General features: G+C 35.6%; 14 protein-coding genes and 1 pseudogene. All 15 read right to left on the bottom strand.

The window, feature by feature from the left end; translation table 11 throughout:
• Window positions 1–273 precede the first annotated feature (273 nt).
• Window positions 274–792, bottom strand: a complete 519-nt coding sequence (locus JCM7501_RS15170; protein WP_256201394.1) for a carbohydrate-binding module family 20 domain-containing protein — start codon at window positions 790–792, stop codon at window positions 274–276.
• Window positions 793–857: 65 nt separating this feature from the next.
• Window positions 858–1,295 carry an alpha amylase C-terminal domain-containing protein gene (locus JCM7501_RS15165; RefSeq protein ID WP_256201393.1) on the bottom strand — a complete coding sequence of 146 codons (438 nt, stop codon included), beginning with the start codon at window positions 1,293–1,295 and terminating at the stop codon, window positions 858–860.
• A 59-nt stretch (window positions 1,296–1,354) separates the two neighbouring features.
• Window positions 1,355–2,545, bottom strand: coding sequence for an alpha-amylase family glycosyl hydrolase (locus JCM7501_RS15160; protein WP_256201392.1), 1,191 nt, complete (start codon window positions 2,543–2,545; stop codon window positions 1,355–1,357).
• A gap of 108 nt (window positions 2,546–2,653) precedes the next feature.
• The gene (locus JCM7501_RS10185) at window positions 2,654–3,544 is read right to left on the bottom strand and encodes a sugar ABC transporter permease (RefSeq protein ID WP_013150820.1); all 891 of its coding nucleotides are present in this window, start codon (window positions 3,542–3,544) and stop codon (window positions 2,654–2,656) included.
• A 43-nt stretch (window positions 3,545–3,587) separates the two neighbouring features.
• A complete protein-coding gene (locus JCM7501_RS16695) occupies window positions 3,588–4,136 on the bottom strand; it encodes an ABC transporter permease subunit (protein WP_256201391.1) in 549 nt (182 codons plus the stop codon).
• A 343-nt stretch (window positions 4,137–4,479) separates the two neighbouring features.
• Window positions 4,480–4,827, bottom strand: coding sequence for a DUF5683 domain-containing protein (locus tag JCM7501_RS16690; protein ID WP_256201390.1), 348 nt, complete (start codon window positions 4,825–4,827; stop codon window positions 4,480–4,482).
• 134 nt (window positions 4,828–4,961) lie between these two features.
• On the bottom strand, window positions 4,962–5,585 hold the full coding sequence (locus tag JCM7501_RS16685; protein WP_256201389.1) for an extracellular solute-binding protein: 624 nt from the start codon (window positions 5,583–5,585) through the stop codon (window positions 4,962–4,964).
• A complete protein-coding gene (locus tag JCM7501_RS16680; protein ID WP_256201388.1) occupies window positions 5,573–6,163 on the bottom strand; it encodes a sugar ABC transporter substrate-binding protein in 591 nt (196 codons plus the stop codon). Before JCM7501_RS16680 ends, JCM7501_RS16685 begins: the two co-directional genes overlap by 13 nt.
• Before the next feature lie 526 nt (window positions 6,164–6,689).
• Window positions 6,690–7,154, bottom strand: a complete 465-nt coding sequence (locus JCM7501_RS10170; RefSeq protein WP_013150823.1) for a metal-dependent transcriptional regulator — start codon at window positions 7,152–7,154, stop codon at window positions 6,690–6,692.
• 74 nt (window positions 7,155–7,228) lie between these two features.
• The gene (locus JCM7501_RS10165) at window positions 7,229–9,679 is read right to left on the bottom strand and encodes an ATP-dependent Clp protease ATP-binding subunit (RefSeq protein ID WP_013150824.1); all 2,451 of its coding nucleotides are present in this window, start codon (window positions 9,677–9,679) and stop codon (window positions 7,229–7,231) included.
• Window positions 9,680–9,691: 12 nt separating this feature from the next.
• Window positions 9,692–10,710, bottom strand: a pseudogene (locus JCM7501_RS10160) (protein arginine kinase).
• Window positions 10,711–10,719: 9 nt separating this feature from the next.
• Complete coding sequence (locus JCM7501_RS10155; protein ID WP_012995950.1) at window positions 10,720–11,235, bottom strand: UvrB/UvrC motif-containing protein; 516 nt, start codon at window positions 11,233–11,235, stop codon at window positions 10,720–10,722.
• Window positions 11,236–11,249: 14 nt separating this feature from the next.
• Entirely contained in the window at window positions 11,250–11,714 is a 465-nt protein-coding gene (locus JCM7501_RS10150) for a CtsR family transcriptional regulator (protein ID WP_013150826.1), read from the bottom strand.
• A 194-nt stretch (window positions 11,715–11,908) separates the two neighbouring features.
• The gene (locus JCM7501_RS10145; RefSeq protein ID WP_256201387.1) at window positions 11,909–12,073 is read right to left on the bottom strand and encodes a hypothetical protein; all 165 of its coding nucleotides are present in this window, start codon (window positions 12,071–12,073) and stop codon (window positions 11,909–11,911) included.
• Between the two features lie 25 nt (window positions 12,074–12,098).
• Complete coding sequence (locus JCM7501_RS10140; protein ID WP_028991979.1) at window positions 12,099–13,310, bottom strand: NAD(P)-dependent malic enzyme; 1,212 nt, start codon at window positions 13,308–13,310, stop codon at window positions 12,099–12,101.
• Window positions 13,311–13,411 lie beyond the last annotated feature (101 nt).

The raw sequence follows: 13,411 nt of genomic DNA, 5'->3' as shown, positions 1-13,411 counted from the left end.
TTTACCTTATTTAAAATATGTGTTTCATTTTTGTCCTGTTACATAAAAAACAACCCGCATTAACGGGTTGCCATGCATGTAAAAACAAGCAACATTTATGAATTTGTGCTTTATTGCTTCTTATAGTGAAATCAAAATCAACTGCTTTTTTATTTTTCTTACTAAGTTGTCTTGGGGTAATAATTGAATCAAGAAATCCCTTTTATTATTCAGGATTTCTTAGACTTTACCTACAAGTCCGAGGAATAGTGCTAAAACTCAATTCCTCTTTTTTCAATCCCTCCAATTGTATAGTGGTGTATCAACGGTTCCGGTGGATATATTAGGAGAAGTAAAGATACGATTTTCACCACTTTCCCATATAACATTCCCGTTACTGTCTTTTTTAATAAATTTAAACTCAAATGTTGTCCCCATTGGAACACTCACCGGCAAAAACCATTCGGGGTAATTGGGGCACATCATCGCTTCTGTCGACAGAGTAGGATCCCAATTCCCAAGTTCCGGCAAATTTCCAACAATATGAATATTTTGGCCCCATTCTGTTGTTGCATTTACTTTAAATATCACCTGAACCAGATCACCAGATAACACATGATAGCGGAAAGGATTACTGGTATAGTTTCCTTTTTCCACCGTAATGTTCTTAATTCCCGGTGTATTGGGAACAACCGCAATAATCATTTCATTACTATTGGATACTACTTGAGCCAATGTTGTATCAAATTTCACCGTAACATTGCCTCCAAGACCAGTTCCATAGATATAAATTAGATTACCTGGACGACCCATTGTAGAAATAACATCGCCTATCCTTGGAATTTCTGTCCCCAGGGAAGGATTATACGACCAAATGTTTACTTCTCCTCCCGAGAGGTAAAGCCTTTAATTTTAAGCTGACCATTTTCCTCCACTACCGACATGGATTTTCCGTATAGTAATCCCTCGAGTACGTCATGATAGGTTCCTACAGGCAGTGTGGTATTTAAATCCGGTACATCAAAACTTCTATCGGGTTGTCGATTTACGGCAACAATTACTTGTTTGTCGTAAAATTGCCGTTTGAAAACTAATACATCATCTGTACTGTAAAGTATTTCTGTTGTACCGTAAGAAACTGCTTCATTGCTTTTTCTCAAATCAGAAAGTTTGCGTATCAGCTTATAAGCTGTTGTGGTTTGATCAAAGGAAGTTGATGTCTGCATGAACATTCTTCCGGCAATATCACTGTCATCTGCAGGATATAAGTATTGTTCGGTACCATAATATATATTAGGTATCCCACGGGATGTCATTAAGACTGCTAACGCTGCATGATAAGGTTTGTCATTTGGCTGTATATATCTAAACCTGGTTACATCATGATTATCGATAAAGGTAACCGCTTGATTTTCATAAATATAATCATTGCTGGTTTTATCATCATTTCACCAAAGTCTCTCATGGTTTCAGAAAAATAACCAAAAGTATTGGTCGCTGCACGATAGTATTCAAAATCTAAATTATTAACCCCAGTTCGATCAGGAAAGGTACGATATTCTTCATATTTAGGATCTGGACGTCCGATAAAAAATTCTCCAAAATGAGTAAGAGGTCCCCCTGGTGCAGAATCAATCGCATCTTTAAACCCTTGAACAAAAGCTGGATTCATATGAAGAGTTGCATCATGACGTACACCATCTATACCTTTTGATTTCCAAAATATTGCAGCTTTTTCTAGATGTTCCACCACCTCGGGATTCTCCTGAGAATAATCTGCTAGAGAACCCAAATCCTTGTAACGATACCCAAATCTAGTAGTATCATCTCCTCGATCCCCTAATCCGTGGAAAAAACCATCAATATCATTGTGTGGATCAGCCAATAAATTTTCAACTATTCCGTCTCCGTTATAATCTGCCGGATTTCCATTACTGTCAAATACATAATTTCCATTTTCATCTTTGTCAGGTTCGTACAATCTTCCATCTTCCGGCTGATAGTTTAATGTAGGATTTTGCCATCTGCTACTATGATTTGATACAAAGTCAATAACCAGTTTTATTCTGTTGCTGTGGAGAGCATCCCTCAATGCAATAAAATCCTGCATTTCTCCGAAATGCTTATTAGTAGCAAAATAGTTTCTAGCATGATATCCGTGAAAACTGGTCCACCTGTCGACGCTGCCGTCCGGATGATAATCTTCAATTACCGTATCACGATTGGCATAAGGAGCAGAAATCCAAACTGCTGTAATGCCCATTTCTTTTAAATAAGGAATTTTCTCAATAATTCCCTTCCAATCACCTCCTTGATACAGCTTCAAGTCAGTTCCTGTTCCGTCAAAAAGTGTAGGATCGAAACCTGGAGGAATATTGTTTGATGGATCACCATCATAAAACCGATCTGTAATAATTTGATAAATAGTATCCTTTGGCGTTACAGGGCCTAATCCTCCAGTACTCGTGGCTTCGGCAGTAACCGGCTGAAAACTGAAAAAGAAAACCAGCAGTATTATCACGACCACTAAAACACTTAAATTTTTTTTCTTAATTAAAGCAGCCACAGGTCATCCCCCTATTTCAATATTTTGTGATTAGTCAATTAAGCCTTTAAAGTCTCATTTTTAGCCAAATTTAACCTCTACGCTATAGGCTTAATCTGTTTTAAAGTATTAGATTTTTACTGCTCCTTTTGTTAGTCCCTCCACAATATGTTTTTGGAGATAGATAAATAGCAATGTAATGGGAATAGCTACCAACACAGCTCCGGCTGCAAAAACAGTAAATTTTGTATTGTGTTGATTGACGGCCATGTCATATAATCCCATTGCCAGGGTTTTTTTGTCAGCACTGCGAAGAATTAATTTTGGTAGCACAAAGTCCATCCATGGTCCGGTAAAGTTGGTTAAGGCTATGAAGGTAATAATGGGTTTTGCCAAAGGTAAAATAATTTTATAAAATATTGTAAAATTGGATGCCCCGTCAATTTTTGCAGCTTCGTCCATACTGCGTGAAATCCCGTCAAAATACCCTTTTGCCACCCATGTGTTATAAGGTATTTGGCCAGTAGCATAAACAAGAATTAATCCAAGATGAGTGTCTAATAATCCTAACTGCAGTAGCAATACGTAAATGGCTGTCATAGCCAGAAAACTCGGAAACATTTGAAGCACCAGCATTACCATCAATGTTGGCTTTCTTCCCCTAAACCGGTATCGCGAAAATACATACGCAGAACTGGTGGATAAAAAAACTGATACAACCATGTTAATTGTTGCAATTTTCAACGTATTTTTATACCACAGGGGAAAATCCGAGTTAGTGAGCAAATTACGGTAATGAATCAAGCTGGGATTTTTGGGTATCAAGGTAGAGCTAAACAAACTGTCGCCTGGACTTAAGGAAGAACCAATGATCCATAGTATAGGAATAATAACAATAAGACTAATGACAACAAGAAGACTATAAATGCATGCTTTACGGATCATATCAACAAGAGTAATCCTTTTTTTTGGCGACTTCATTCCCGTTGTCAGTTGATTTTCATTAAATTTCACTGTCATTGTATCATGTCCTCCTCCCTGAAAGACTTTGTCTTGCTAAAGGTTAAAGTAGATATAGTGGCGATAACAATGAACATAATAATGGATATAACAGAAGCATGTGATATTGATTTTGTTCTATGGTTAGCTTGTAAATCCAGGAAATTAAAATATCTGTATGTCCTGCATAGCGATATGCAGGATTTGCAGGGCCTCCATTGGTTAAAAGGTAAATCAGCGTAAAGTTATTGAAGTTATGGGTAAAACTTAAAATCAATAGCGGTGTTGTGGCATGCAACACCAATGGCAGAGTAATTTTCCAAAATTTTTGGCTTGAAGTAGCTCCGTCAATCTCTGCTGCTTCATACAAATCACTAGGAATGTTGGTCAATGTCCCTGACATTAACGCCATGAAGTAAGGAGCTCCCAGCCATATATTCACCAGAATCGCCACCAGCTTTGCCATTGTAGAATTGGTCAACCACGGTATTCGTTCAAATCCCAGCTTTACCAGAAAACTGTTGACTGGCCCTAATCCCGTAAACATTAATCGCATAATCAGGATAGAAATGAACCCCGGTATTGCATAGGTAATATATAAATGGTTCGCCAAAACTTCTTTAAGCGAACTTCCGAGGAGTTAATCAATAAAGCCAGTAATAACCCTCCAAAATAACTGGTCAAGGCTGCCAATACCGCCCATATAACGGTCCAAATGCCTACCCCAATAAAAGTATTTTTCCATATTTTTAAATTTACCAAATTCTTAAAATTTGTAAAACCTACCCAGTCTACTAGGTTTCTGGGAGGTAAATGATTAGGAGCAGAATAATTGGTAAAAGCGATGGAAATGGTAAATAAAATCGGCAGTACGGTAAAAAACAATATTAAAATAAATAAAGGACTTAAAGAAAAATAAGGAAAATATTTATGAGAAATATGTTTGATAAAATCACCTATGCCATAGGCTTTTCGCCTTGTTCCCTCGCCTCCCCGGTTTTTAAGGCATCAACAATATTTAATATATAAATTATTAAAATAACAAGCGTAACTAAAGCCGCTATAATACCCTGTATCAATAAAAATATGGAATGATCTCCCTGCGCAATTCCGTTCACATAGTGTAAAGGCTGTTCTCCTAGTGTTATCAGGCCCCAATAGGCGTAAAGAAAATATGGAATATTAATGACAATAATAATGCCAATAATGGCAATCAAAATGCCCTTGACAATTTCTCGGTTATATAGCTGTCCAAGTCCCATAAATAATGCAGAAAGTAATGCTGCTTTTTTGGATCTTCTCATGCTTTTCCCTCCCATCTTTTTAGAAAAATCTAGTCATTTGCAGATGCAAATGATAGATAACTAGATAAATATTTACTGTATGGCAATTGCATCTTTTATTGTCTGAACAGCTTCATCCAGTGCTTTTTGCGGGTCTACACCATCATTCCACATAACCTGAAACGCCCTGGCATACGGCTCCCAGACAACCCCCATTTGAGGATGGAAGGCATCGGCACAGCAAACTGTGCTTGCTCCAGGAAAGGTGCCGCATAGGGATCGCTTTTAATGATATCTGCGTTCATTAATGACTTCATTGGAGGAATCTGCTTTGTAATTTCATAACGTTTCAGTAGCATTTCTTCTGAAGTAATAAAATCAGCAAATAGTTTTGCAGCATTAGGATATTTCGTATAAGCACTTACAAACATGGTACGAACACCAGAAAAACTTGCAGGATGTTCACCGTTTGGCAACAACGGAAGTGGTGCAATACCAAAATCAACACCTGCCTCCTGATAGCCCCTTACTGCCCATGGTCCATTTATTATCATAGCGGCCTTACCTTCTTTAAACATGCCATCCATGACTTGATAATTGGTATCATCGCTCTTTAGAGGTAGAATCTCCTTAAGAGAAACTAAAAATTTGGCACCTTCAACTGCTTCTTTTGAGTTTAAACCAATGTCATCCTTATCTGTTCCTCCCTTTCCAAAGACATAACCACCATATCCTGCTACAAAACTATGGGAGTAATATGCATTTCCTACATCCCACATAAACCCAAATCGATTGATGCAAGGTCATTAAATTCCTTTGCAAATTCGACAATATCCTGATAAGTTTTAGGTGGCTCTTTTACATATTCCTTATTGTAAAACAAGGCATAAGTTTCAATTCCTGTTGGATATCCGTACACAACTCCTTGGAAAGAAACTGCATCCACCGCTCCTTGCATGAACTCATTTCGAATTCGGTCTGCAAAAAGATCGTTTTCTTGAATTAGACCTGAAGCCACCAGCTCTCCGGTTTTATCATGAGGTGCTGCAAATACATCGGCACCAATTCCTGCCGGGCCATCTGTAGCTAGTTTTCCGGGAGCATCCGTATGAGTAACGGGTTCATACACCACTTCAACACCATATTTTTCAGTAAATTTCTTCGCTGCATACTGAATGAATTCTCCCTCCGGACCTTCACTTTCCCAGACGAGCAATTTTGCACCCGGTTCTGGTAACAATTGTCCATCTTTATTGACCTCACTTGGTTGTGGTGTACTAGACTGACTTTCAGGCGCACAAGCAGTGAAAGTCATAAATATTACAAGTATTAAAATCAGCCATAAATACTTTTTCATGAATATCCACACCTCTTTTTTTAATTTTTTTGTGTTAATGGCTTGAATAAATCTTTTAGCAAAAATGTAAAACGTTTTCTTGTGTTGTCAAAAAATTTTTATCTCAAAAGTATTTGATTCTATTTTATTCATTCCATCGTTCTTTTGAATCTGGCTCTTCACCCCCTTTATATCTATCTATATAATAGAATGATAGCACCTACATAAATGTGATTAGAAAGCTACCACCAGTATTAATTCTATCTTACAAGTAATTGCTAATATATTACAGCAATCGCTTTCTTGAAATGTATTTTTTAAAAGCGCTTAATTGCAACAGTGTTGCAATCGCTTGCGCTTACTTTTAATATTATTGTATATTTTACTTAACCAAATGTCAATATATTTTTTTGTACAACATAAATTAAAATTTCGCACACACTAATAGGCTTATAATCTGCAAGCTTTTGCTCATTGTACCTTATAAATTCCTTTTTAAAGCTACTAAAATCCATTAATACTTCTTCAAAAGGCTGACAACCCACATTTACGGGTTACTTTTTTGATACTTTTCTTTTATTTCTGGATTTTCTTTTAAAAACCTATTAAATTTTCTCATTTTTTCTAACGTTTCAATAGATATATTGTGTTCAATTAATTCTGTCTGTTCTAACAATCTCTCTTTAACCCCTAAATTTTTTAAAAATTCCTCTACAGTAGAATGCCTATCCAATAAAAACTTACCCATTTCTTTGCCCTTTTCTGTTAAACCTACCACCCCATATTTTTGATACTCCACAAGCCCAAATTCTTTTAATTTCTGAAGCATTTTAGTAGTTGAAGGAGCTTTTACATTTAAAAGCTCAGAAAGAAGATTTACACGGGTATAGGGACTTTTAAGACTTTCTCTATAGATCATTTCTATATAGTCTTCCATTGCTGGGGTAAGTTGTTTCCTCTTCTGGAAACGAATTTGGTAACCTCTTACAGTATAAAACCTATCTTTTTCCATATGCTCACACCTTCTTCAAATACTTCTACTGAATATATATATTATCTTTAAGTAAAAAAAGACTTAGCTCGAGGCTAAGTCTTTTGAACCGCATCTTTTTTCACAAACTCTATTTTTCCATCTTTTGCAGTCACTATAAGCTCATCTCCAGGTTTTACTTTCCCCTGCAACATAAGTTCAGACAATTGATTCTCTACAATCCTTTGTATAACTCTTCTTAAAGGCCTTGCACCGTAGTTTGGATCATATCCTTGTTTAATAATTTCCTCTTTACCTTCAGGGGTAAACTCCAGTTTAATATTGTTCTCTTTTAATCTATCATTCAATTCTTTCATCATTATATCAGCAATCTTTTCAATGTCTTCTTTTGTCAACTGATGGAATACAATTATTTCATCCACCCTATTTAAGAATTCAGGTCTAAAGGTCTTTCTTAATTCTGCCATTAGTGTCTCTTTTACCTTCTCATGAGAAGCTTTATCTTCTTTTTCTTGTGGCATAAATCCTAAAGTAGCTTGTTTTTTTAGCAATTCTGCTCCTACGTTTGATGTCATGATTATAACGGTATTTTTGAAATCTACAGTCCTACCTTTTGAATCAGTGAGTCTTCCATCCTCTAATATTTGAAGGAGAATGTTAAACACGTCAGGATGGGCCTTTTCAATTTCATCCAGCAAGATTACTGAATAGGGCTTTCTTCTTACTTTTTCTGTTAATTGTCCACCTTCTTCAAATCCTACATATCCTGGAGGTGAACCAATAAGTTTGGAGACGGTATGCCTTTCCATATACTCTGACATATCAAGCCTAATCATGGCATTTTCATCGCCAAAAAGTGCTTCTGCCAAAGCCTTTGTAAGTTCTGTTTTACCAACTCCAGTAGGACCCAAGAAGATAAACGAACCTATTGGTCTTTTTGGATCTTTTAAGCCCACTCTTGCCCTTCTTATAGCCCTTGCTACTGCTTCTACAGCTTCATCTTGCCCTATGACTCTTTCATGCAATATCTCTTCTAAATGTAACAGCCTTTCTGATTCTTCTTCAGCCAATTTTTTTACAGGTATTCCTGTCCACAGAGATACAACTTGTGCAATTTCTTCTGGTCCCACACTTTTTTCATTAGAAAGAGAATTTTGTTGCCATTTGGCTTTTAATTTTTCCAATTCTTCTCTTAATTTTTGTTCTTCATCTCTTATTTTCGCAGCTTTTTCGTACTCTTGAGTCTTTATCGCTTCTTCCTTTTCTTTTATGAGGTCATTGATTTTATCTTCCAGTTCTTTTATCTCTGGAGGTGCAGTCACTGTCTTCAACCTTACGCGAGAAGCAGCTTCATCTATTAAGTCAATAGCTTTGTCAGGTAAAAATCTATCTGCAATATATCTGTGAGAAAGTCTAGCCGCTGCCTCTAAAGCTTCATCAGTAATTTTAACCCTATGATGGGCTTCATATTTATCTCTTAATCCTTTCAATATTTCAATAGTCTCTTCCACAGTTGGTTCATCTACAATTATTGGTTGGAATCTTCTTTCTAATGCAGGGTCTCTTTCTACATATTTTCTGTATTCCTCCAAAGTAGTTGCTCCAACTACTTGAATTTCACCTCTTGCAAGTGCCGGTTTTAAAATGTTTGATGCATCTATTGCACCTTCCGCTGCACCTGCTCCAATTAAAGTGTGCATCTCATCTATAAATAGTATCACATTTCCTGCCTTTATAACCTCATTTAATACTGTTTTTAACCTATCTTCAAATTCGCCTCTATATTTTGTACCTGCTACCATAGAAGCCATGTCTAAAGTTACAACTCTTTTATCTTTCAAAATTTCAGGAATTTCACCTTCTACAATCTTTTGAGCAAGTCCTTCTACAATAGCAGTTTTACCAACACCCGGTTCACCTATTAGGACAGGATTATTTTTTGTCCTCCTGCTCAGAATCTGTATAACTCTTTCAATCTCTTTTTCTCTTCCTATTACAGGGTCAAGTTTACCATCTCTTGCAAGCTCGGTCAAATCTCTTCCAAATTGATTTAGAGTAGGGGTATTTGTATTTTTAACCTTTGTTGCCTTTGCAGGTCCTCCTGAAGGCTCTTCGTTAAGCATCTTTACAATCTCCTCTCTCACTCTATTGAAATCTATACCTTGTTCCATTAAAATTCGTACAGCGACTCCTTCACCCTCTCTTAAAATCCCTAATAAAATGTGCTCGGTTCCAATATAGCTGGTATTAAATCTTCTTGCCTCACTAAGACTCAATTCCAATACCCTTTTAGCCCGTGGTGTATATCCTACCACGTCACCCGGGATATTTCCCATTCCAATCAAAGATAGTACCTTTTCTCTTGTAGTTTCATAAGTTACTCCTAATTTTTTTAAAGTTCTTGCTGCTATACCTTCATTTTCTTTTAATAATCCCAATAAAATATGCTCTGTCCCTACATAATTATGATAAAAAGACCTCGCTTCCTCCTGTGCCAAATAAAGAGCTTTTTGAGCTCTTTCTGTAAATCTTCCAAACATTGCCATATCAAACACCTCCTACAAATTATCTTTTCTGTTTATTTGACTTATTATATATTCTGCCTTTTCACATCTCTTTCATAGGGATCTAACTGAATTCCATAAATTTTTTGTAAATTACCTGGTTGTATATGCGTAGTGAGAATATCAATTCTATTTATGTCCACATCTAATATTCCCAAAACTGCCCCTAATCTCACATCAGACATTAAAGTCATGTATTCCTTGGTAGACATTATTTTTGCATGAGATAAAATTCCATAGGCTCTTCCTACTCTATCTTCTATTTGAATTCTTTGTTTTTTGTATAGGTCCTCTCTGGCTTTTCTTTCGCTAGAGATAATTTGTCTTGCCACTCCTTCAATATTTTCAATTATTTCTCTTTCACTTTGGCCAAGAGTGACTTGATTGGAAATTTGATAAATATCTCCCAAAGCTTGTGTACCTTCTCCGTATATTCCTCTTACTGCCATACCTATTTTGGAAGCAGAATTCAAAATATTGCTTATTTGCCCAGTGATAGTAAGAGCGGGAAGATGAACCATGACTGAGGCTCGTATCCCTGTGCCTACGTTAGTAGGACAAGAAGTCAAATAACCTATCTTTTCATCATAGGCATAGTCGATAGTTTCTTCAATCAAATCGTCAACTTTATCCGCAGTATCCCAGCTTTCATTAAGCTTTAATCCTTCTAATATGCATTGTATTCTAAGATGGTCCTCTTCATTGACCATTATGCTTACTGTATTGTCATCTTTTATAAGTACATAACCACTCTTTGTATTTTGTGAAAGGTCAGGGCTTATAAGGTGTTTTTCTACAAGTGATTGCCTGTCAATAGGGGTCAATTTCTTCATGTCGTATTCTACAAATTGGGTAGACAAAATAGTATTACTTCCTAATATAGCCTTTCTAACTAAATCTATAACCTTGCGTCCTTGCTCTTCTGTCATAATAGTAGGAAAAGGAATATCTTTGATGTTTCGAGCAAGTCTAATTCTACTAGACAAAACCACATCTTTATCATATTTAAACATCTTTGTCACCTACTTTCCTAATTCTTTCTCCAATTCTCTGATTTTATCTCTTAGTTCTGCTGCTTTTTCATAAGCTTCTTCTTTAACAGCTTTTTCTAATTGTAACTTTAGTTCCTCAATTTCTCTTTTTACTCTCATTCTACCCCCGGCTTTTTTAGGAATTTTTCCTCTGTGTTCTGTACTGCCGTGTATTCTCCTCATCAGAGGAGCCAGTTCCTCAGCAAAAGCATCATAACAGAAACTACACCCTAATCTTCCAATTTTTTTGAAATCTTCATAAGTCATGCCACAGCGACTACACTTTAAAGGCTTTTTTGTAAAGTCATCTATTCCAGGCAAAAAGTCCATTAAACCTGACAATAAATTTTGAACTGAAAAAGGTGTAAAAGTTGAAAAAACTTCTGTATTTAAAATTCCCTCTTCTGCTGCGCACTGGTCACACAAATGCGTTTCAGTTTTTACTCCGTTTACTATTTTAGTGAAATGAACTGTAGCAGGCCTTATTTTGCATTTATCACACATCACAAAAATTCCCTCCCTTACTTGTTGCGAGCAATTTCTATAAGCATTGCCTTAAGTAATAATGCTCGCAACATATTTTTATCCTCTTGAGAAAAAGGAAGAATTTTATCATTAACTACAGCTTTCATCAAAGCTGCTTCCCTGGAAGTTATAATATTGTGGTCTAAAAGAGCATCAATGTAATGCCTTGCTTTACTCTCCGAAATATTATCTCCTATACTTTCTATTATTTTATTTATCCAATTGTTTGATATAGAAGTTTTATAAATTTTTATATAACCTCCGCCACCTCTTTTACTTTCTATGATGTATCCTCTGTCAATAGTAAAACGCGTCTCTAACACATAGTTTATTTGAGATGGGGCACAATTAAAAACATTTGCTAATTCATTTCTTTGAATTTCTATATAATGTTTACCAGCTTCTTCCATTAGTTCTTTTATAAAATTTTCAATCAAATCACTAAGCCTTGCCATTTCCATCACCACGTCTCTTACTTTTACTTTGACTTTCTTTGACCTTCGAATATATTTTTACATTTTTTTATCCTCTCGTCAATAGCTTTTTCACACTAAAGTAAGTGATTTATTCTAATATTTTCATCAAATAATAAAAATATCTCTTATATTCTAAAATTTTCACCATTTTTCACTCATTTTCATAGATTTCTTCCCCTTCATCTGCCAGTTCCTGATGGTCTTGTTGATTTATAAGAGATGAAAAAATTGCTTTTTCCCTTTAAATTTTTTCTATCTGTATTTTCGTAAGTTTCTTCTTCAAAAAAATTTCCTCTTACAGATTTATATAGCTTTCCCTTGAAAAATTTTTGACGTTTATTCACATCCTTCCACCTCTTGCTTACTTTATTATTTATTAAAACTTTTTTCAAACTCTTTTAAATCTAAGTTGACTCTCGCTACCCCTGTCTCTATTGCCGCTTTCGCAACTGCTATTGCTACATTTTTAAGAACTCTTTTATCAAAGGGCTTTGGAATTACATACTTCGGATCAAGTTCGCTTTCTGAAACAGTTTGGGCAATAGAATAAGCAGCACTAATTTTCATCTCCTCGTTAATTGTAGTAGCCCTAACTTCTAATGCCCCTCTAAATATACCTGGAAAAGCCAACACATTATTTATTTGGTTTGGAAAATCAGATCTACCAGTACCTACTACATAAGCTCCTGCCTCTTTTGCTTCATTAGGATATATTTCAGGCACTGGATTGGCTAACGCGAAAACTATTGGTTTTTTGGCCATTGTTTTTATCATTTCTTTATTTAATACATTAGGTGCTGATACCCCAATAAACACATCAGCTCCTTTTAAAGCATCTTTCAAAGTCCCTTTTAATTTTCCTTTATTTGATATTTTTGCAATTTCTTTTTTAGAGAAGTCTTTGTCTTCTCTTCCTTCATATATGATACCACTTCTATCGCAAACTATTACATCTTTTATACCCGCTTTTATCAAAAATTTAGTAATTGCAATTCCTGCTGCTCCAGCACCATTTACAACGGCAGTAACTTCTTTTAATTCTTTTTCTACAATTTTTAAAGCATTTATTAAAGCAGCCAAAGTTACAACTGCCGTTCCATGCTGGTCGTCATGAAAAACAGGTATATCCAAAATTTCATCTAACCTTCTTTCTACTTCAAAACAACGAGGTGCAGAAATATCTTCAAGATTTATACCACCGAATGCAGGTGAAATGTTCACCACAGTTTTTATAATTTCTTCAACATCTTGAGTAGCAAGACATATAGGTACTGCATCAACGCCTCCAAATTCTTTAAATAAAACTGCTTTTCCTTCCATAACAGGAAGAGCTGCTTGTGGCCCTATGTTGCCTAAACCCAAAACAGCTGAACCATCTGTTACAACCGCAACCATGTGGCTCTTTGCAGTATAGTCATATACTAAATCACTATTTTTATGTATCTCCTTACAAGGCTCTGCAACACCAGGAGTATAGGCTAAAGCTAAATCTTCATCAGTTTTTATTTTTACTTTGCTTACAATTTCCAGTTTGCCTTTATTTTTTTTATGGAGTTTTAAAGTTTCTTCTCTTATATTCATAAAGTCCTCCTTTATTACACGTATTTTCTTATATTATACCTTAAATAACTTTTAGAAAAAAGTTATTAACTGCAATAAAAATAAAGCCTGCAAAGACAGGC

Origin of the sequence: Thermoanaerobacter thermocopriae JCM 7501 (genome assembly GCF_001310975.1) — a bacterium.
GTDB classification, from domain to species: Bacteria; Bacillota; Thermoanaerobacteria; order Thermoanaerobacterales; family Thermoanaerobacteraceae; genus Thermoanaerobacter; species Thermoanaerobacter thermocopriae.
Note: the sequence above shows the minus strand (reverse complement) of the source record. Positions and strands in the feature narration are given on the sequence as shown.

What these genes read in the sequence shown, in the direction of transcription:
- JCM7501_RS15170 (WP_256201394.1), bottom strand. Translation starts at nt 792, where the DNA reads ATGGGTCGTCCAGGTAATCTAATTTATATCTATGGAACTGGTCTTGGA.
- JCM7501_RS15165 (WP_256201393.1), bottom strand. Translation starts at nt 1,295, where the DNA reads ATGACATCCCGTGGGATACCTAATATATATTATGGTACCGAACAATAC.
- JCM7501_RS10185 (WP_013150820.1), bottom strand. Translation starts at nt 3,544, where the DNA reads ATGACAGTGAAATTTAATGAAAATCAACTGACAACGGGAATGAAGTCG.
- JCM7501_RS16690 (WP_256201390.1), bottom strand. Translation starts at nt 4,827, where the DNA reads ATGAGAAGATCCAAAAAAGCAGCATTACTTTCTGCATTATTTATGGGA.
- JCM7501_RS16685 (WP_256201389.1), bottom strand. Translation starts at nt 5,585, where the DNA reads ATGTGGGATGTAGGAAATGCATATTACTCCCATAGTTTTGTAGCAGGA.
- JCM7501_RS16680 (WP_256201388.1), bottom strand. Translation starts at nt 6,163, where the DNA reads ATGAAAAAGTATTTATGGCTGATTTTAATACTTGTAATATTTATGACT.
- JCM7501_RS10170 (WP_013150823.1), bottom strand. Translation starts at nt 7,154, where the DNA reads ATGGAAAAAGATAGGTTTTATACTGTAAGAGGTTACCAAATTCGTTTC.
- JCM7501_RS10165 (WP_013150824.1), bottom strand. Translation starts at nt 9,679, where the DNA reads ATGGCAATGTTTGGAAGATTTACAGAAAGAGCTCAAAAAGCTCTTTAT.
- JCM7501_RS10150 (WP_013150826.1), bottom strand. Translation starts at nt 11,714, where the DNA reads ATGGAAATGGCAAGGCTTAGTGATTTGATTGAAAATTTTATAAAAGAA.
- JCM7501_RS10140 (WP_028991979.1), bottom strand. Translation starts at nt 13,310, where the DNA reads ATGAATATAAGAGAAGAAACTTTAAAACTCCATAAAAAAAATAAAGGC.